Here is a 20,259-nt window from a genome sequence, read left to right on the forward strand (position 1 = left end):
GGCCCAGAGTAACTGTGTGGGACGGTGTGACCCGCGTCGGCGCGCGTGGGCACCCGCGCGGGCTGTGACCGGGCGCACAGGAAAACGGCGAACCGGGCGTGAGGTGTATGCGGCCCGGTGCCCACGAACCGTGACGGCTAAACTTCCAGGCGAATCCCCAGCTTCGCGCTCCCGGCCCGAAAGGACCCTGGTACCCCGTGACTTCGCAGGTCGACACCGTCAGCGCAGCCGCAGCAACTCCCGACGTGCCGCAACCCTATAAAGAGCTGGGTCTGAAGGACGACGAGTACGCCCGCATCAAGGACATTCTCGGCCGCAGGCCGACCGATGCCGAGTTGGCGATGTACTCGGTGATGTGGAGCGAGCACTGCTCCTACAAGTCCTCGAAGGTGCACCTGCGCTACTTCGGCCAGACCACCACCGAGCAGATGCGGGCCTCGATGCTCGCGGGCATCGGCGAGAACGCGGGCGTGGTGGACGTCGGCGACGGCTGGGCGGTCACCTTCAAGGTGGAGAGCCACAATCACCCGTCCTATGTCGAGCCCTACCAGGGTGCGGCGACCGGCGTCGGCGGCATCGTGCGCGACATCATGGCGATGGGCGCGCGCCCGATCGCGGTGATGGATCAGCTGCGCTTCGGCGCCGCGGACGCGGCCGACACCCGGCGCGTGGTCGACGGTGTGGTGCGCGGGGTCGGCGGCTACGGCAACTCGCTCGGCCTGCCGAATATCGGCGGCGAGACCGTGTTCGATGCCTCCTACCAAGGCAATCCGCTGGTGAACGCGCTGTGCGCGGGCGTGATGCGGGTCGAGGATCTGCACCTGGCCTTCGCCTCCGGCACCGGCAACAAGATCATTCTGTTCGGTGCGCGCACCGGCCTGGACGGCATCGGCGGCGTCTCCGTGCTCGCCTCGGACACCTTCTCCGGCGACGAATCGGGTACCGGACGCAAGAAGCTGCCGAGCGTGCAGGTGGGCGATCCGTTCACCGAGAAGGTGCTCATCGAGTGCTGCCTCGAGCTGTACGCGGCCAAGCTGGTGGTCGGCATCCAGGACCTCGGCGGCGCCGGATTGTCCTGCGCCACCTCCGAACTGGCGGCCGCGGGCGACGGCGGCATGCACATCGAGCTGGACCGGGTGCCGATGCGCGCCACCGGGATGACCCCGGCCGAGGTGCTCTCCAGCGAATCGCAGGAGCGCATGTGCGCCGTGGTGACCCCGGAGAACGTGGACGCGTTCATGGCCGTGTGCCGCAAGTGGGACACGCTCGCCACGGTGATCGGTGAGGTCACCGACGGTGACCGGCTGGTGGTCACCTGGCACGGCGAGACCGTGGTCGACGTCCCGCCGCGCACCGTCGCGCACGAGGGCCCGGTGTACGAGCGCCCGGTGCAGCGGCCGGACGAGCAGGACGCGTTGATCGCCGACAGCACCGACAAGCTGACCCGCCCGAAGACCGGCGACGAACTGCGCGCCACGCTGCTGCAGATGCTGGCCAGCCCGCAGCTGTGCAGCCGCAAGTGGATCACCGAGCAGTACGACCGCTACGTGCGCGGCAACACCGTGCTCGCCGAGCACGCCGACGCGGGTGTGATCCGGATCGACGAGTCGACCGGCCGCGGGATCGCGCTGGCCACCGATGCGTCCGGCCGCTACACCAAGCTGGACCCGTACACCGGCGCGCAGCTCGCGCTGGCCGAGGCGTTCCGCAATGTCGCCACCACCGGCGCGACCCCGAAGGCTGTCACCAACTGCCTGAACTTCGGCTCCCCGGAGGATCCGGGCGTGATGTGGCAGTTCCAGCAGGCCGTGCGCGGCCTCGCGGACGGCTGTGTGGCGCTGGGCATTCCGGTCACCGGCGGCAACGTGAGCTTCTACAACCAGACCGGGCAGACGGCCATCCTGCCGACCCCCGTGGTCGGCGTGCTCGGCGTCATCGACGACGTGCACCGGCGCATCCCGACCGGGCTCGGGCTGGAGCCGGGTGAGACCCTGATCCTGCTCGGTGACACCCACGACGAATTCGGCGGCTCGATCTGGTCCCAGGTCGTGCACGATCACCTGGGCGGCGTGCCGCCGAAGGTCGATTTCGCGCGCGAGCAGCTGCTGGCCGAGGTGCTCACCGCGGGTTCGCGCGACGGCATGATCAGTGCCGCACACGACCTTTCGGAGGGCGGCTTGATCCAGGCCGTCGTGGAGGCCGCGCTGGCCGGTGAAACCGGTTGCCGCATCCTGCTTCCCGAGGACGCGGACCCGTTCGTCACGTTGTTCGCCGAATCGGCGGGCCGGGTGCTCGTCGCGGTGCCGCGCTCGGAGGAGACCCGGTTCACCAAGATGTGCACCGCCCGCGAACTGCCGTGGGTGCGCATCGGCGTGGTCGACCAGGGCGCGGATTCGGTTGAGGTGCAAGGACAGTTCTCCGTCCCGATGGACGAGCTGCGGGCCGCGCACGAGGGCACGCTGCCGAAGTTGTTCGGAGCAAGTGCGCTCTGATGGCGGCTGAGGCTGGAGCGGTCTCAGTAGTACGTGTGCGCGTCGGCGCCGGCCGGATCGTCGGCGCCGTCGAGCGTTTCTTCCGCCCGAACTACGTGGGTCTCGTCGTCGCGACGCTGTTCTTCTCGTTGTCGCTGACGCCCTCGCTGCTGCCGCGGGATTGGCTGTTCGAGGGACTCATCGGCGGGGTCAACGCGGCCATCGGCTACGGCGTCGGCTGTCTGCTGGAGTTGATGTACCGCAGCTGGATTCGGCCGCGGCTGCCCGAGCAGGTCACCAAGGTGCTGGCGGATCTGCCCACCTGGCTGCCCGCGGTGGTGAAGGTCGTGGTGTTGCTCGGCTGTGTACTCACCGCGGTGCTCATGCTGGTGCAGTCGGCGCGCTGGCAGCGCGAGATCACCCAGCTGATGGGCATGGACGACATCACGACCAGCGGCTTCCTGCGCACCGGTGCGTTGAGCGCCGCCGTGATCGCGCTGGTGATCGGCGTGTTCCGGGCGGTGCGCTGGCTGGTGCGGTGGGTCGCGGGTGAGCTGACGAAGTGGGTGCACGTCCCGCGCCGCCTGGCCATGCCGCTCGGCTTCCTGATCGTCACCATCGTTGCCGTCACGCTGTTCAACGGCGTGCTGGCGAAAGCCTTCTTCTCGGTGGCGAATTCGGCGTTCAGCGTGCGCAACAGCCACACCTCGCCCAACGCCACGCAACCTCAACTGCCCGAAAGATCCGGCAGCCCGGCCTCGTTGGCGAAGTGGGAGACCCTCGGCTCGGAGGGGCGATGGTTCGTCTCCTACGTGCCGAGCGCCGCGGATATCGAAAAGGTCACCGGCAAACCGGCCAAGGAGCCGATCCGGGTGTACACCGGCCTGGAATCGGCGGACGGTCCCGAGGCCCAAGCCGAACTGGCCGTCGCCGAACTCGAACGCACCGGGGCCTTCGATCGCAAGGTCCTGGTCGTGGTGACCACGACCGGTACCGGCTGGGTCGACTCGACCAGCGCCGAATCCGTGGAGATGATGTACGGCGGCGACAGCGCGATCGTCGCCACCCAGTACTCGTACCTACCCAGCGTGCTGTCCTTCCTGTCGGACAAGGACAAGGCCACCCGGATGGGAAAGCTGGTGTTCGACAAGGTGTACGAGCACTGGTCGGTGCGGCCGGCCGAGGCCAGGCCGAAGTTGCTCGTCTACGGGGAGAGCCTCGGCTCGCAGGGGGCCGAAGGCGCGTTCTCCGGTCTCGCCGACCTGCGCAACCGGACCGACGGCGTGCTGTGGGTGGGGCCGCCGAACTCGAACCGGTTGTGGAGTGAGTTCGTCGCGCGGCGCGATCCGGGGTCCCCCGAGGTATTGCCGACCTACGCCGACGGACTCGTGGTGCGCTTCGCAGACGGTCGCGGCGATCTGTGGCAGCCGTCGAGCACCTGGCTGACACCGCGCGTCGCCTACCTGCAGCACGCGTCCGATCCGGTGGTGTGGTGGTCGCCGGATCTGCTGTTCAGCGAACCGGATTGGCTGCGCGAGCCGCGTGGTTCCGACGTGTCGCCGACGATGGCGTGGTATCCGATCGTCACGTTCTGGCAGGTCGCCGCCGATCTGCCCAATGCGCAGGGCGTCAACGACGGGCACGGGCATCGCTACGGCACGCTGGTGCTCGACGCCTGGGCCGCGATCGCACAGCCGCCGGACTGGACCGCCGATCTCTCGGACCGGATCCGAAACTACTTGGCGGAGTCGGCCGTTCGGGAACGCTCGCTCAAATGACGAGTTGATCCGCTGACCTGGGCGGGCCAGGACCCCTCGTCACCGGGCCCGCCCAGGAGCGTGATCAGGCGATGGTGTTGAACGGATCGTGCTCGGCGAGCAGCTTTTCCATCCGTGCCTGATCGATGCGACCGTGTACGGTCGCGGCTTCGTGCTGGTCCCGCACCACCTTCGCCAAGGTGAAGGTGCTGGTGACCAGGAAGAGAAGGCTCATCGCCAGAAAGCTGCGCTGCCAGATGTCCAGCGGCAGATACAGAATGCCCGCGCCCGCCCCGAAAAAGCTGACGCCGAACGCGATCGCGGCCTGGGCGACGAAGGCCGAGGTGGTCTTCGGCTGTGCGTTGGGAGTGCTCATGCCAAGAATTCTGGCGACACGCGTACCCGCACAACCGTGTACAACTACTCGAGCACCCTGGGTAGTTGCCGATCCGCCGTTGCGGGAGACGACAGGCGCGGTAGGCGAGTGTGATCTGTGTCGATCCGCCGCGTGGCGGCCTGGCCAACGCTCGCCGGCGGAACCGGACCGCCATACTGTTGCGATGATGATCGCTATGGAACTGCTCGCGGCCGAACTCCGCACGCGCTGAGTTTCGTGCTAGAGACCGCCTCCACCCTGACGAAGCTGCGTACGCGCGGCGTCGTCGTCGTGCGGCGCGTGGAAGACGTCATCGACCTGAACTATGTCGGACTGGTCTTCGCCACGTTGTTCTTCGCGCTGTCGGTGACGCCGTCGTTGGTGCCACGCGACTGGCTGTTCCAGGGCCTGATCAGTGGTGTCAACGCCGCGCTCGGCTACGGCGTCGGCTGTCTGCTCGAGTGGCTGTTCCGGTTGTGGGTGCGGCCGCGGCTGCAGAAGTTCCTGCCGCCGCCGCCCACCTGGGTGCGCTACGCCGTGAAGTCCGCGATCCTGTTCACCGCCGCCTTGAGCGCCGCGCTGATGCTGGTTCAGTCGGCGCGCTGGCAGCGCGAGATCACCGCGCTGATGGGCATGGAAGGCACCACGACACCGGCCTATCTGCGTACCGGCTTGCTGAGCATGGCGGTCGGCGCGGCCGTGGTGGCCGCGTACCGGACGGTGCGCGAGACCATCCTGTTCCTGGCCCGGCTGCTCAACCGGTGGGTCCGGGTGCCGCGCGAGCTGGCGCCCGCCGCCGGCTTCCTGGTGCTCGTCGTACTGACCGTGACGATCTTCAACGGCGTGGCCTCGCGGGCGTTCTTCGCGGTGGCCAATTCGGCGTTCAGCGTGCGCAATGACCACACCTCGACGAATGCGGTCCAGCCGACCCAGCCGGAACGTTCCGGCAGTCCCGCGTCACTGGCCAAATGGGAGACCCTCGGGTTCGAGGGGCGGTGGTTCGTCTCGCACGGACCGACCGCGAGCAAGATCAGCGAGGTGACCGGCAAGCCCGCGCGCGAGCCGATCCGCGCCTACGTCGGGTTGGAGTCGGCCGAGAACGGCGAGGAACCCGCCGAGCTGGCGGCCGCCGAACTCGAACGCACCGGCGCCTTCGACCGCAAGGTGCTCGTGGTGGTGACGACCACCGGCACCGGCTGGGTGAATGCCATGGCGGCGGGTGCGATCGAGTACATGTATGGCGGTGACAGTGCGATCATCGCCACGCAGTACTCGTATCTGCCGAGCGTGCTGTCGTTCCTGGCCGACCGCGGTAAGGCCGCGACGGCCGGAAAAGAGCTGTTCGACGCGGTGTATCGGCACTGGAGCGCGCGGCCGCAACAGCAGCGACCGAAGCTGCTGGTCTACGGGGAGAGCCTGGGCTCGCAGGGCTCCGAGGCGGCGTTCGACGGGCTCGCCGACCTGCGGACGAAGGTGGACGGCGCGCTCTGGGTGGGGCCGCCGAACTCGAATCGCCTGTGGGAGCAGTTCGTTTCGCGGCGCGATCCGGGCTCACGCGAGGTCGAGCCGGTTTATGCGGACGGCTTGGTCGTGCGATTCGCCTCGGACAGTGCGGATCTCGCGCGTCCGTCCACCGAGTGGCGGCCGCCGCGGATCGCGTACCTGCAACACGCCTCGGACCCGATCGTCTGGTGGTCGACGGATCTGATCTTCTCGCAACCGGATTGGCTGTCGGAGCCGCGCGGTTCCGATGTCTCCTCGCAGATGCGCTGGTGGCCGTTCGTCACCTTCTGGCAGGTGGCCGCCGACCTCACCAATGCCCAGGGCGTCACCGACGGGCACGGGCACCGCTACGGCAGCCTCGTGCTGGACGGCTGGGCGGCGGTGGCGGCGCCGCCGGACTGGTCGGCGTCGATGTCGGACCGGATCAGGGCGGAGATCGAGTCCGCCGAGGATTTCGAACGGAAGATCAAGTGAGCCGTATACCGAAAGCCGTTGCTGCCATCGGGCTTCCGCTGGTCTGGAGCAATCTGGTGTTGCCCGGGCTCGGACTCGGCGTGCGCGGGCGGACCGCGGCCAATGCCGGATTCGCCACGGCTTATGCGGTTTCCTTTCGGGGCGTGCCTGATTGGTTCTCTGTGAAGGGTTTTCGTTACGGTGCGGTGTCGGCTGCGCTGGTTGCCGCCGGTTATGGTGTGGCACTGGCGATTCCGTCGGCGCGCCGAGGTTTGGCGGCCGCCGCTGATCGAGCGCCGGATGTCCCGATCGCCGAGTGGGTCGGTGTGCACATCCCGATCGGCACGGTTTACAGCGAAGAGCTGATCTTCCGTGCGACGTTGGAACCCTTGCTGGACAAGGCTTTCGGTTCGATCGTCGGCGCCGTGGTGGGTTCGTCTACCTTCGGCTTCTGGCATATCCATCCGGCGCGAGCCGCGGGTGACAGTGTTCCGATGACCGTGGCCGCCACCGCCGCGGGCGGTTTCGTTCTCGGCTGGCTCCGCCGTCGTACCGCGAGCGCCACAGCCCCCGCTCTGCTGCATCTCGCGACGAATGCGGGTGGCGCCGTTGCGCCGCAATTGGCTCGGCGACTGTCCTTCGAGCAGGGCGAGGCGCGGCCATCGCTGGATCGGCCGGTTGCCGGGGGCGACCGCTAGCGCGTTCCCGCACCGAGCCGACATGTGTTGCCGGTCGGGCACTTTGTGATCGCCGAATTCCACTGAATCGGCTGTGAACTGGCATTTCTGACGACTCTTGCGTACAACGTTCCTGTATGAGTACAGTGTTCGCAACAGGAGAACGGCGTACGCGCCGACTTGAAGTAGGGCAGGAGAAGGACATGTCGAACGCGGTGAACCAGGGCGTCGAAGGTGGTCGGAAGCCAGGCGGCACTGTGGCTGGGCGGGCGTTCCCCCTGGCGCATTGGCAGCAGCGGCTGGACGAACTGCGTGCCACGCACCATGTGCCCGGCGCGGCGCTGGCCGTGCTGGTCGACGGTGAAATTCACGAAATCGCCAGCGGGGTACTGCATCGCGGCACCGGCGTACCGGTCACCACCGACGCGGTGTTCCTGTGCGGTTCGGTCGCGAAGGTCTACACCGCGACGATGATCGTGCGGCTCGCGGATGCGGGCAAACTGGATCTCGACGCCCGGGTGACGGATGTGCTGCCCGAGTTCGCGACGCCGGATGCCGAAGCGACCCAACAGATCACGGTGCGTCAGCTGCTCAGTCACACCGGCGGCGTGACCAACGACTTCAACTTCGACGGCGGCCGCGGCGACGACTGCCTCGCCCGATATGTCGAGGCGGCAAGGGAAGTCGCGCTCGACTGCAAACCGGGGACCGCGATGTCCTACGGCAGCCTGGGCTACGGAGTGCTCGGGCGCATCATCGAGGTGATCACCGGCACCACCTTCGATCAGGCACTACAGGATCTGATCGCCACCCCGCTCGGCCTGGACCATCTGGTGACACTGCCGGAACAGGCGCTGAAGTTCCCCACCGCGATGAGCCACCTCGGTGCGCCGGGGGCCTACCCGGAACCCGCGCCGGAGTGGGACATCATGCCGCGTGCGGTCGCGCCGATGGCCAGGGTGATCACTTCCGCGGGCGACATGGTGCGGTTCGCCCGCCTGCACCTCGACGGTGGTCGCGCCGCCGACGGCACCGCGCTGCTGTCCGCGCAAGCCGTTGCGGCGATGCAGGATCAGGTGGTGGAGGTGCCGGACAAGTGGTCGGTCAGCGCGGACGGATGGGGTCTGGGCTGGACCCTGTACGACTGGGACGGCATCAAAGGATTCGGCCACGACGGTGCCGCGATCGGCCAGTACGCGTACCTGCGGGTCGTCCCTGCGGCCGGGGTGGCGGTCGCGCTGCTCACCAATGGTGGTGGCGCGCGCCAGCTTTACGCGTCGCTGTTCCGTGAGCTGCTCGGCGAATTGGCCGGGGTGCGGGTGCCGGAGGCCTTCGCCCCGGCCGACCCGCCGGTGCAGGTGGACATCGCGCCGTTCGTCGGCACCTACCGTCGAGCCGGTGTCGTGATCACGGTCAGCAAGCGCGCGGACGGATCCGCGCACATGCTCTACGAATTCGTCGACGACATGAAGGACATGTCCCCACCCCTGAGCATGGACCTCACGCCGGTCTCGCCCACCGTCTTCGCTGCTTCCGGCGCCGGCCCCTCATTCAGCGAGGACTACATGCCCGTCGTCTTCAGCACCCTCACCGACGGCACCGAAGCCTGCTACGTAGGCATGCGCGCCACCCCGAAACACCCCACCCCTGAAGCCAGGTAGCAAGGGCGCCAGGGCGTCGGATCGAAGGTGGGGGTGCGTCGGTAATGTCGGTGGGGTGGCACGTCAGACGGTGAGTCCGGCCGAGTTGCGGTCGGCGGTGGATGCGGTGAGCGAATGGTTGCGGGATGAATCGGCGGCGGCGCCTGCGCGCACCGAACTCGCCGCGGCGGTCCGCGCGACGGCCCGCACACTGGCCGCTTCGGCACCCGGCCACTCGGTGGAGGTCCGGGTGCCGCCGTTCGTCGCGGTCCAATGCATCGAGGGCCCCCGCCACACCAGGGGCACACCGCCGAACGTCGTCGAAACCGACCCGCGCACTTGGCTACTCCTCGCCACCGGCCTCCTGGATTTCGACGCCGCCGTCACCTCCGGCGCCCTCACCGCCTCCGGCAACCGCGCCCCCGAAGTAGCCCACTGGCTCCCCATAGCCCGCCTCGCCGCGGAGTGAACCCACTGGGCTCAGCGGCCGTAGGCCCGGGCCTTTGGATTTCGCCGCCGTCGTGAACTTCAGCTCTACGTGTCGGGCGACGGTGCCCCGAAGGAGCCTATAGGTTGCCGATCGCCCGCCTCGCCGCGGATTGAACCCACTGGGCTCAGCTGCCGTAGGCCCGGGCCTTTGCATTTCGCCGCCGTCGTGAACTTCAGCTCTACGTGTCGGGCGACGGTGCCCCGAAGGAGCCCATAGGTTACCGATCGCCCGCCTCGCCGCGGATTGAACCGCCGGGCGGGGCTGTCCGGTGGGCCGCCGGGCTCTCGGATATCGCCCGCCAACGAGGAGTTCGCACTTTTCCGCTGCGGGTAACCGCACCCTGAAGTCGCGTACTGACTACTGAATGTGGCTGCGCTCGGATGTTGTTGGACGCCAAGGGTTATGGGTTCGCTGCCGTCGTGGCGTCCGACACGTTCTTCCGGCGGGCAACCCCGCACACTGGCTCCTGATCGCCCGTTTCGCGGGACTGACCCCGCAGCGACTAGCGGCGAGGGGTTTGGTGAGCCGAGGTCGGTCAGGGTTGTCCGGCGGTGCCGGTGAGGTGGTCGAGGAGTGCGGCTTTGATGGGCGGGCGGGAACCGAAGACCAGGGTGAATGTTGCTTCTCGTAGGGTGCGTTCGGCGGTGGAGCCCGTCACGATGCCGCGGCTACCTGTCGCGGTCATCAGGGCGGCGGCGGCGCGTAAGGCCAGTTCGGAGGCGCGAGCGCGTGCGACGAACAGGTCCGATTGCCCAAAAAGGCCCGCGTCCAATTCTTTTCGGATGAGCACCGCTTCTTCGCGCAGCGCCGCATGGTCGGCGCCGAGCGTTTCCAGCTCGGCGACACAGCGCCGGACGAGACCGAGCGGTAGTGAACCGTTGCGCCACACGGCAATAGCGGCGGAGTCATGGAACTTCTGCAACGGAACCAGGGTGTCGACGTCGGCGTCCGGGACGAACAGTCCGTCGAAGGTCGCGGTCACGGTTCGGCTCGCGTTCGCGGCGACCAAGGGAATCTGCCGCACCCGCAGCTGTGGCCCTTCGACAGCGGGCACGACAACGCTCACCAGCGCGCCCTCGTCGGCGCTGTCCCGAGCCATCACCCCGACGAGGTCGACCATGCCCCAGCCGCTGACGAACGGTGCGGTCCCGTCGAGCAGATAGCCGCCCGCCGTGCGGCGGGCGACAAGCGACGGCGGTTCGGCCGCACCGGCATAACTGACACCGGCGCGGAGCCGCCCGTCCCGCAGATCCGCGGTGAGACGTTCGCGCAGTTCATGATTCGGCGACACACTGACCCGTCGGGCCACCCCGTGATGCTGCGCCCAGACGAACGCCGTCGCCAAGCAACCCGCGATCAAGATCTCGGCGGCCGCGGTGAACGTGGCCGGATCCAGGTCGTCCTGTAGCGCGACACCGTAGAACCCGGCCTCGGCCAGCCGATCGAAGTGCGCTCGCGGAATCTCCCCGTCCTGGTCGACAGCTTGAGCCTGCGGCGCGAGCACTTCGTCGGCCACCTGCTCGGCCCGTTCGATCCACGATTTCATAGGCATCATCTTCGCGCCCGAGGCCCGTCAGGCTTCGACGCGGTTGGTGCGGTGCAAACCTTTGCGGTCGTAGAAGCGGGTGATGGCGGCGCCGAAGGCCAGGCCGATGGCGAGGCCGAGGACGGCCATCCAGACGCCGCGGGACAGGCCCGCTGCGAAATTCGCGTCGAAGTACAGGATGGCGCGGATGCCGAGGAACACCTGGTGCATCGGTTCGAAGGAGGCGAGCCAGCCGAAGTACTGCGGGGTCGCCTCGATCGGGACGGTGCCGCCGGAGGACGGGAGGCCCAGGATGATGAACAGGATCAGGTTCACCAGCAGGCCCGCGGATCCGATCGCGGCCAGCATGGACAACCCGGTGGCGCCGACGGCGATCATGGCGAGCGCGCTGTAGAGGAACAGCGCGAGCGGATGGTCGATCGGCATGTCCAGGATCTTGCCGACGATCAGGAAGACGGCCGAGACGATGTTCGCGGTCACCACCAGCACGCCCCACTTGATCAGCAGGGTGCGGAAGCGGGAGATCGGCGTCGGCGGATAGTGCACGTACCACGGCCCGTATTCGGTGGGAATGAAACCGAGTTGGGCGTCGATCATTGTGTGGATGACCATCGCGCCGACCACGCCGGCGAGCAGCAACAGCAGCGCGTAGAAGAACGCGGACAGGCCTTGGCCGGTGCCGTCGGGCAGCGGACGATACTGCTGGACGACCACCTTCACCGGATCGGCGATCGCCAGCCGGGTCGCGCCGGACAGTTCGGGCGCGGGCGGCCCGCCGGGCTGCGGTTTCAGCTGTTCGTTCACCTGATCGGTGAGCTGCTTGCCGACCTGCTTGTTCACTTCGGTCAGCGCCTGATTGCCGACCCGCAGCACGATCTGGGTGCCGAACGCGCCGGTGCGCGGGTTGGTCTGCAGCGTGATGATCGGGCGTTCCAGGTCGCCGGGGATCACGCTGCCGATACCGAGATTGCCGAGCTGCTTGCTGAAGTCGCTCGGGATCACGATCGCGCCGTAGACCTTGCCGGCCTGCAGCTGCCGTTCGGCCTCGCTGATGCTGATCACCTGCAGGTCGACCTTGTCCGCGGGCACCCCGGTGCGCAGCGCCTCGGTGATCTGCGCACCGAAGTTCACCTGCTGCTGCCCGTCGGCCTTCTTGATGACATCGCCCACATCCTGGTTCACCAGGGCGATCGGAAAATCGTGCAGGTTCTTCTCGGGATCGACGACGTAGTCCAGATACATGATGCCGAGCAGAGCGGTCAGCAGGGTCAGCACGGAGATGGGAAACAGCACCATACGGGCCCATGGCCGGCGCTGCGGTCCCGTTCCCGCCGTGTTCGATCCCGCTCCGCCGCCGGTGTCCGCGCTGTCGGTAGTCGTCACGGCAGGCACGGTAACAGTTACCGGCCCGCCTGCGCCGGGTCCTGGGGCGTGCTCGATTGCTGTCCGGATGCGGTGGCGAGTGATCGCGAACGAAGTTTCACCCGTAGAATGAAATCGCCCCCAGCCCGCCCGAACAGGGAGCAAACGGTGACCAACGCCGAACTGCCGGTCGTAAGCACATCCGCCACCCCCGATCAGGACGAGAACGAGCCACGCGAAGAGTGTGGCGTGTTCGGTGTCTGGGCCCCGAGCGAGGACGTGGCGAAGCTCACGTACTACGGGCTCTATGCCCTGCAGCATCGCGGTCAGGAGGCGGCGGGCATCGCGGTCTCCGACGGTTCGCAGATCCTGGTCTTCAAGGACCTGGGGTTGGTCAGTCAGGTTTTCGACGAGCAGACGCTGGCCGCCATGCCGGGCCATATCGCCGTCGGCCATTGCCGCTACTCCACCACGGGCGGGGTGACCTGGGAGAACGCGCAGCCGATCTTCCGCACCACCGCGGTCGGCTCCGGACTTGCCCTGGGCCACAACGGCAATCTCGTGAACACCGCCGAATTGGCGGGCCGGGCAAGGGAACTCGGACTCATCGGCGCGACGGTGGCGAACGGCCGCCCGCAGCCGATCGCCGCGACCTCCGACTCCGACGTGATCACCGCGCTGCTCGCGCACGCCTCCGCCGATTCGAGCATCGAGCAGGCGGCGATGGAACTGCTGCCGACCTTGCGGGGCGCGTTCTGCCTGACCTTCATGGACGAGCACACCCTCTACGCCGCGCGCGACCCGCACGGCGTGCGCCCGCTGTGCCTCGGCCGGCTCGACCGTGGCTGGGTTGTTGCCAGTGAGACCGCGGCCCTGGACATCGTCGGCGCCGCGTTCGTCCGGGAGATCGAGCCGGGCGAACTGCTGGCGATCGACGCCGACGGCGTGCGCTCGATGCGGTTCGCCAACCCCGAGCCCAAGGGCTGTGTCTTCGAATACGTGTACCTGGCCAGGCCGGACAGCACGATCTCCGGCCGTTCGGTGCATGCCACCCGGGTCGAGATCGGTCGTCGCCTGGCCAAGGAACATCCGGTCGAGGCCGACCTGGTGATCCCGGTGCCGGAGTCCGGCACGCCGGCCGCGGTCGGGTACGCGCAGGGTTCCGGCGTGCCCTACGGCCAAGGCCTGATGAAGAACGCCTATGTCGGGCGTACGTTCATCCAGCCGAGCCAGACCATCCGTCAGCTCGGTATCCGGCTCAAGCTCAATCCGCTGCGTGAGGTGATCCGCGGCAAGCGGCTGATCGTGGTGGACGATTCGATCGTGCGCGGCAACACCCAGCGCGCGCTCATCCGCATGCTGCGCGAGGCGGGCGCGCTGGAGATCCACGTCCGGATCGCGTCGCCGCCGGTGAAGTGGCCGTGCTTCTACGGCATCGACTTCGCCTCGCCCGCGGAGTTGATCGCGAACGGTTCCGGCGCGGAGGGCAGCTTCGACGAGATGGTGGAGGGTGTGCGCCGCTCGATCGGCGCGGACACCCTCGGCTACATCTCCACCGAGGGCATGATCGCGGCGACCGAGCAGCCGCGTTCGCGGTTGTGCTGCGCGTGCTTCGACGGCCACTACCCGATCCCGCTGCCCACCGAGGCGGCCATCGGCAAGAACGTGCTGGAGGGCATGCTCACCGGCCAGTCCGAGGCGGCCCTGCTGGCCGACAACGCCAACGCCAGCGCGCTCAGCCGCCCGTAGTCCCACCTTTGCGGCAGACGAGGCGAGTTCACTCCGGTGGCTCGCCTCGTTGCTTTCCTGCCGGTTCGGAACGGCTGCGCAGTGTCCCTGATCGACTGTTCAGGCGAGTGCCGGTAACCCCGACACCGCGCGCGGTGTTTCCGGGGCGGATCTATTTCCCGCGATGATCGTCGGTCGGCGCGCTGAGGTGCGCGCTTGTCGGGTCGCGGACTTTCGGCGAGTCGAATTCGCGCGCCGCAGGTTTCCCGGTGTTTTGTCCAGTTTGGAACAGTGGCGTCTTCGAGACGCAGAATCGGACGTTCTAGCCAGAACCTGGACATTCGTCCGGTGATCTGGCCCCTGTGATGCACTATTTGCAACGCTGGCTCACGTCCCGGCAATCTTTTCTGTGAAAACGCAACGTGCCGGAAATGGTTCGTGGGTACGGTGCCCGTCAGATCGGATGTTCAATTGTGTCCGCACCGGGCCTGCGATCCAGGACAACGCGGTGTGGCGCTCGAGAAGTGGGGCCCTGATGTTGGTTTCGAAAACACCTGGGGGCCGGACCCGGACGCGAACTATCGCGGCCGTCGGCCTGGCGACGCTGGTGGCGTCTGCCTTGGCCGGCTGCGGTTCGGGCCGGACCGGTGATGGTGGTGACGGTGGTGGCTTGCTTGCCGGCACTACGGACAAAATCTTCTCGCTCGACCCGGCGGCCGCCTATGACAACGGCTCCCTGGTCGCGGAAACGCAGTTCTACCAGTACGTACTGAACTTCGCGCCCGGCGACGCGACCCCGAAGCCGGACGCCGCGGAGAAGTGCGAGTTCACCAGTCCGACGGTGTACAGCTGCACCATGAAGCCGGGCCTCAAGTTCGCCAACGGCAACCCACTGACCGCCAAGAGCGTCAAGTTCTCCTTCGACCGGATGGTCAAGATCAATGACCCGAACGGTCCCGCGTCGCTGCTCGGCAACCTCGAGAAGACCGACGCCCCGGACGACCGCACGGTCAATTTCACGCTGAAGGTCGCCAACGACCAGACCTTCCCGGCGATCCTGCCGACCCAGGCGGGCCCGATCGTCGACGAGAAGGTGTACGCGGCGGACAAGGTGATGGCCGACGAGGAAGTCGTCAAGGCCAAGGGCTACTCGGGCCCGTACACCATCGCCAGCTACGACAAGAACAAGCTGGTCGAGTACAAGGCGAACCCGGACTACAACGGCATCCTCGGCACGCCGAAGTCCAAGACGGTGTCGACGAAGTACTACGCCACCACCGACAACATGAAGCTCGACCTGCAGAACGGGTCGCTCGACGTCGCGTACCGGTCGCTGACCCCCACCGATATCGAGTCGCTGCGCGGCGACAGCAAGGTCACCGTGCACGAGGGCCCCGGCGGTGAGCTGCGCTACATCGTGTTCAACATGAACACCATGCCGGGCGGCACGCCGGAGCAGAAGCTGGCCGTGCGCAAGGCGCTCGCGTCCACCGTCGACCGGGCCGCGCTGGCCAAGGGCGTCTACAAGAACACCTACCTGCCCGCGTACTCGTCTGTGCCGCAGGGTGTTCCGGGCGCGACCGAGCCGTTCAAGGACATCTACGGCGCCGATCCGAGTAAGGAGAAGGCGGCGAAATTCCTCGCCGACGCCGGTGTCGCCACCCCGGTCGAGCTGAACCTGCAGTACAACCCGGACCACTACGGTTCGAGCAGCTCCGAGGAATACGCGGCGATCAAGTCGCAGCTCGAGGCCAGCGGCCTGTTCCGGGTCAACCTGCAGTCCACCGAATGGGTGAGCTACCAGCGTGAGCGCGCCCGCGACTCCTACCCGCTCTACCAGTTCGGCTGGTTCCCGGACTTCCCGGACCCGGACAACTACCTGACCCCGTTCTTCGGCCCGAACAACTTCCTGCAGTCGCACTTCGAGGATCCGAGCATCTCGGCGCAGCTGACCGCGGAGACCACGGAGAACGACAAGGCCAAGCGCATGGAGATCTTGAAGAACGTGCAGCGTGACCTCGCGCAGAACCATCTGCCGATCGTTCCGCTCTTGTCCGGCAAGCAGATCGCGGTCTCGGGCAAGAATGTGCAGGGTGTCGAGCAGACACTCGATGCGTCCTTCAAGTTCCGTTACACGGTGCTGAGCAAGTGACATCCGGCGAAGCCGGGCCCGGGACGATAGCTGCTCCAGAAACGAAGCCAGCGCCGGCCCGGGCCCGGCGCTTCGGCGTGCCCCGAAAAAGGAAGGGCGGGAGTGATTCTCGCCAGCTCGCGCTGCTCCGCTACCTGGGCGTGCGCCTGCTGCTGATTCCGGTGACCGCGTGGATTCTCGCCACCGTGGTCTTCTTCCTCATGCGCGTGGCCGGTGACCCGATCAGCGCGGCCATGGGTGGCCGGATGACCCAGGACCAGATCGAGGCCCGCAAGGAGGCGGCCGGGTTGAACCGGCCGATCCTGACCCAGTACTGGGAATACATCTCAGGGCTGTTCCGCGGCGATTTCGGTCGCTCCCAAGACAATCGGCAGATCAGCGAGGTGATCACCACCTATGGCGCCGCCTCGCTGGAGCTGATGTTCTGGGCGCTGATCGTCGCCTTCGCGATCGGTATCCCGCTCGGCCGCTACGCGGCGACGCACCGTGATTCGTTGTCGGACACCGGGCTTCGGCTGTTCGCGATCCTGGCCTACGCGGCGCCGGTGTTCTTCGTCGGGCTGCTGCTCAAGCTGGTGTTCGCGGTCAAGCTGGGCTGGCTGCCGGTGGCCGGCCGCGCGAGCACGAACGTGGAACTGCAACTGCAGCACGTCTCGCCGAAGACCAACATCATGCTGGTCGACGGAATCCTCTACGGCGACGCCGGATACATCGGCGATGTCCTGAAACACGCTGTGCTGCCCGCGATCGCGCTCGGCCTGCTCACCGCAGGCATCTTCCTGCGCCTGGTGCGGATCAACCTGATCCAGACGCTGCGTTCGGACTATGTGGACGCGGCCCGGGCTCGTGGTCTGTCCCGTCGGGTGGTCACCGGACGACATGCGTTCCGCAACGCGATGATTCCGATCGTCACCGTGATGGGCATGCAGATCGCGATGATGCTCGGCGGCGCGGTGCTCACCGAGACCACCTTCGAGTGGAAGGGTCTCGGCTACCAGCTCGCGACCTACCTCTCGGCCCGTGACTTCGTCGCGGTGCAGGGCATCGTCGCGTTCATCGCGGTGTTCATCGCCCTGATGAGCTTCCTGGTGGATGCCCTTGTGGCCCTGATCGATCCGAGGGTGAGGTTCTGATGACCGCACCGGAATTGCTCAACGAGCCGGTGGTGACCCCGCCGGTGCCGCCGTCGGCCCGCCGCCGCCTCCCTGGCCTGCGGCTGTTCTCGATGACCGCGGGCCTGCAACGCGCGACGCTGATCCTCGGCTTGGCTCTGGTCGCGATCTTCGTGCTCGCGGCCATCTTCGCGCCGCTGATCGCGCCCTACGGTTTCGCGCAAAGTGCCGCCGACGGCGTGGATTTCGTCCGTCAGCAGGCGCCCTCGGCCGACCACTGGTTCGGTACGTCGGTGCGTGGTGAGGACGTGTTCTCCCGGGTGATCTGGGGTGCGCGCACCGCGCTGTTCGTGATCGTCATCTCGCTGGTGCTCTCGCTGTTCATCGGCGTGCCGCTCGGCCTGCTGTCGGGTTATCTCGGCCGCTGGTTCGACCGGGTGCTGGTGCTGTTCATGGACGCGATGTACGCCTTCCCGACGCTGCTGCTGGCGATCGTGGTGTCCATCGTGGTCGCGGGCGGTCGCTCCACCAGCTTCGGCGGCGTGCTGTCCGCGGCGGTGGCGATCACGGCCGTCTTCGTGCCGCAATACTTCCGCGTGGTGCGCAACGCGACGGTCGCGGTGAAGAACGAACCCTATGTCGACGCCGCCAGGGTGACCGGGGCGTCGACGGCGCGAATCCTGTTCCGGCACATCTTCGCCAACGTCACCCAGTCGTTGCCGGTGATCGTCACGCTGAACGGGTCCGAGGCCATCCTCACGCTGGCCGGCCTCGGCTTCCTCGGGTTCGGCATCGAGCCGACCCAGGCCGCCGAATGGGGCTACGACCTGAACAAGGCGCTGTCGGACGTGTCCAACGGCATCTGGTGGACCGGCATCTTCCCCGGTTTCGCCATCGTGCTGGTCGTGCTCGGCATGACCCTGGTCGGCGAGAGCCTCAACGAGGTGCTCAACCCGATCCTGCGGACCCGGCGCGCCGTCTCGGCGGCGCCCGGTGACGCGATCACCGTCGAGTCCGCCGCGGACCCCGAAAGTGCCACGGCGACAGCCGGAGCCGAGCCCGCTGTCGGGCTGACGAAGGACGGCACCGCCGGGAAGGAGACGTCATGACCAAGTCGGTACCGGTGGCCGAGCGGGATCGTCCCGCGCTGTCCATCGCATCGCTGTCGGTCACCTTCGCGACCGACGCCGGACCCGTGTACGCGGTGAAAGACGTGTCCTACGAGGTGTATCCGGGCGAGGTGCTCGCCATCGTCGGCGAATCCGGCTCGGGTAAATCGGTGAGCTCGCGCACCGCGATGGGCCTGCTGCCGCTGACCGCGCGGGTGAACGGTCTGGTGACCCTCGGTACCCAGACCATCACGTCGATGAACGAGCGGCAGCTCACCGCCCTGCGCGGCGGCGCGATCTCGATGGTGTTCCAGGAGCCGGGCCTCGCGCTCGACCCGCTGTTCACCGTCGGCTTCCAGATCGGCGAGGCGCTGCGCGCGCATTCGGACATGAGCAAGAAGGACGCGAAGGCGCGCGCGGTCGAACTGCTCCGCATGGTCGGCCTGCCCGACCCCGAGCACCGGGTGGACTACTACCCGCACCAGCTCTCGGGCGGGCAGAAGCAGCGCGTGGTGATCGCCATCGCCATCGCCTGTGAGCCGAAGGTGATCATCGCCGACGAGCCGACCACCGCGCTCGACGTCACCGTGCAGGCCGAAATCCTCGAACTGCTGCGCGATCTGCGCGACCGGATCGGCAGCGCCATCGTGCTGATCACGCACAACATGGGCGTGGTGGCCGACCTGGCCGACCGCGTCGTGGTGATGCGCAACGGCAAGGTGGTCGAGCAGGCGCCGGTGGACGAGCTGTTCGCCAGCCCGAAAGCGGACTACACCCGGGCACTGCTCGCGGCCGTCCCGCACCTGGGCACCGAGCAGCTGGCACACGGCCCGGCGAAGGAGGTCGACACGACCGCCGAGCCGGTGCTCGAGGTGTGCGATCTGGTGGTCGAGTTCCCCGGCTCGTTCGGACGGCCGCCGTTCCGCGCGGTCGACGATGTGAACCTGTGCATCGGGCCGGGCGAAACCCTCGGTCTGGTGGGCGAATCCGGTTCCGGCAAGTCGACCATCGGCCGCTGCGTCGCCGCGCTGCAACGCCCCACCTCGGGTGTGGTCAAGGTGCGCGGGCAGGACATCGCCGGACTGTCCGGGCGCAAGCTGCGGCCGATCCGGCGGCGGTTCGGGTTCGTGTTCCAGGACCCGGCCAGCTCGCTGAATCCGCGGCTCACCGTCGGCGAGTGCGTCGCCGAACCGCTGATCGTGCACCAGGCGGGCAGCTCGGCCGAGATCAAGGCGCGAGTCCGCAAGCTGCTCGACGACGTGCAACTGCCCGCGGGCACCGAACGCCGGTACCCGCACGAGCTGTCCGGCGGCCAGCGGCAGCGCGCCAGCCTGGCCAGGGCGCTCGTGCTGGATCCGGATCTGCTCGTCGCCGACGAACCGACCAGCGCGCTGGACGTGTCCGTGCAGGCCGCGGTGCTCGAGCTGTTCGGTCAGCTGCAGCGCGAATGTGGGTGGGCATGCCTGTTCATCAGCCACGACCTGGCGGTGGTCGATCAGCTCGCCGACCGGATCGTGGTGCTGCGCAACGGCGCGGTGGTGGAACAGGGTGACCGGGATCGCATCCTGCGGGCACCGCAGCAGGAGTACACCCAGCGCCTGGTCGCGGCGGTGCCGGTGCCCGATCCGGTGGAGCAGCGGCGCCGGCGCGCGGCCAGCGCCGGACTGTTCGCCACCGAGATCGACGACGTCGAGGTGCAGACGGGATAATCTGGCGAGTGATTTCCCACGCAGCTGGGTAACTCGCCGGGTATCCGTCGACGGCGCCGCGGGGCGCGACCACCGGCAAGGTTGTCAAGTCCCGCGGCGCCGGCAAGCGGTAAAAGACGCCGAGAGGCGGGCAGCACGAAGCAATACCGGTGCTGGGCTGTTATTCGTCTCCGG

14 protein-coding genes are annotated in these 20,259 nt (G+C 67.6%); 11 read left to right on the forward strand and 3 right to left on the reverse strand.

All coding sequences use genetic code 11. The features are described 5' to 3' along the window. Window positions 1-197: 197 nt before the first annotated feature. Both purL and NVU01S_RS25390 read left to right on the forward strand, forming a co-directional pair. Window positions 198-2,492 (forward strand): phosphoribosylformylglycinamidine synthase subunit PurL, encoded by a 2,295-nt coding sequence (gene purL, locus NVU01S_RS25385; RefSeq protein ID WP_043683003.1) that lies wholly within the window; start codon window positions 198-200, stop codon window positions 2,490-2,492. Between the two features lie 35 nt (window positions 2,493-2,527). After that, the gene (locus tag NVU01S_RS25390; RefSeq protein WP_043683000.1) at window positions 2,528-4,249 is read left to right on the forward strand and encodes an alpha/beta hydrolase; all 1,722 of its coding nucleotides are present in this window, start codon (window positions 2,528-2,530) and stop codon (window positions 4,247-4,249) included. A 64-nt stretch (window positions 4,250-4,313) separates the two neighbouring features. Here the strand turns inward: NVU01S_RS25390 and NVU01S_RS25395 are convergent, their stop codons facing one another. Further along, the gene (locus tag NVU01S_RS25395) at window positions 4,314-4,604 is read right to left on the reverse strand and encodes a YiaA/YiaB family inner membrane protein (protein WP_014981461.1); all 291 of its coding nucleotides are present in this window, start codon (window positions 4,602-4,604) and stop codon (window positions 4,314-4,316) included. Window positions 4,605-4,841: 237 nt separating this feature from the next. Between NVU01S_RS25395 and NVU01S_RS25400 the strand changes: the two genes are divergently transcribed. From NVU01S_RS25400 to NVU01S_RS25415, 4 genes are all read left to right on the forward strand, one after another. Further along, entirely contained in the window at window positions 4,842-6,581 is a 1,740-nt protein-coding gene (locus NVU01S_RS25400) for an alpha/beta hydrolase (protein ID WP_043682998.1), read from the forward strand. Beyond that, complete coding sequence (locus NVU01S_RS25405; RefSeq protein ID WP_043682996.1) at window positions 6,578-7,258, forward strand: CPBP family intramembrane glutamic endopeptidase; 681 nt, start codon at window positions 6,578-6,580, stop codon at window positions 7,256-7,258. The genes NVU01S_RS25400 and NVU01S_RS25405 overlap by 4 nt, the downstream gene beginning before the upstream one ends. Window positions 7,259-7,440: 182 nt before the next feature. After that, on the forward strand, window positions 7,441-8,898 hold the full coding sequence (locus tag NVU01S_RS25410) for a serine hydrolase domain-containing protein (protein WP_043682993.1): 1,458 nt from the start codon (window positions 7,441-7,443) through the stop codon (window positions 8,896-8,898). Window positions 8,899-8,953: 55 nt separating this feature from the next. Continuing rightward, complete coding sequence (locus tag NVU01S_RS25415) at window positions 8,954-9,346, forward strand: sterol carrier family protein (protein WP_043682990.1); 393 nt, start codon at window positions 8,954-8,956, stop codon at window positions 9,344-9,346. A gap of 556 nt (window positions 9,347-9,902) precedes the next feature. Here NVU01S_RS25415 and NVU01S_RS25420 read toward each other — a convergent pair. Both NVU01S_RS25420 and NVU01S_RS25425 read right to left on the reverse strand, forming a co-directional pair. Further along, window positions 9,903-10,913, reverse strand: a complete 1,011-nt coding sequence (locus NVU01S_RS25420; protein WP_052281456.1) for an acyl-CoA dehydrogenase family protein — start codon at window positions 10,911-10,913, stop codon at window positions 9,903-9,905. A gap of 27 nt (window positions 10,914-10,940) precedes the next feature. Next, window positions 10,941-12,209 (reverse strand): YhgE/Pip domain-containing protein, encoded by a 1,269-nt coding sequence (locus tag NVU01S_RS25425; RefSeq protein ID WP_043683039.1) that lies wholly within the window; start codon window positions 12,207-12,209, stop codon window positions 10,941-10,943. A gap of 234 nt (window positions 12,210-12,443) precedes the next feature. On the opposite strand from NVU01S_RS25425, the gene purF reads away from it, so the two are divergent. From purF to NVU01S_RS25450, 5 genes are all read left to right on the forward strand, one after another. Next, window positions 12,444-14,024, forward strand: a complete 1,581-nt coding sequence (purF, locus tag NVU01S_RS25430; protein ID WP_043683042.1) for an amidophosphoribosyltransferase — start codon at window positions 12,444-12,446, stop codon at window positions 14,022-14,024. 514 nt (window positions 14,025-14,538) lie between these two features. Beyond that, entirely contained in the window at window positions 14,539-16,155 is a 1,617-nt protein-coding gene (locus NVU01S_RS25435) for an ABC transporter substrate-binding protein (RefSeq protein ID WP_082032498.1), read from the forward strand. A gap of 122 nt (window positions 16,156-16,277) precedes the next feature. Beyond that, window positions 16,278-17,288: an ABC transporter permease gene (locus NVU01S_RS25440; RefSeq protein ID WP_244467572.1), complete on the forward strand. Its 1,011-nt coding sequence runs from the start codon at window positions 16,278-16,280 to the stop codon at window positions 17,286-17,288. Window positions 17,289-17,380: 92 nt separating this feature from the next. Continuing rightward, window positions 17,381-18,376 carry an ABC transporter permease gene (locus NVU01S_RS25445; RefSeq protein ID WP_244467573.1) on the forward strand — a complete coding sequence of 332 codons (996 nt, stop codon included), beginning with the start codon at window positions 17,381-17,383 and terminating at the stop codon, window positions 18,374-18,376. Further along, the gene (locus NVU01S_RS25450; RefSeq protein WP_042262086.1) at window positions 18,373-20,085 is read left to right on the forward strand and encodes an ABC transporter ATP-binding protein; all 1,713 of its coding nucleotides are present in this window, start codon (window positions 18,373-18,375) and stop codon (window positions 20,083-20,085) included. Before NVU01S_RS25445 ends, NVU01S_RS25450 begins: the two co-directional genes overlap by 4 nt. Window positions 20,086-20,259: the final 174 nt, after the last annotated feature.

Origin of the sequence: Nocardia vulneris, assembly GCF_001613425.1 — a bacterium.
Classification (GTDB): Bacteria; Actinomycetota; Actinomycetes; order Mycobacteriales; family Mycobacteriaceae; genus Nocardia; species Nocardia vulneris.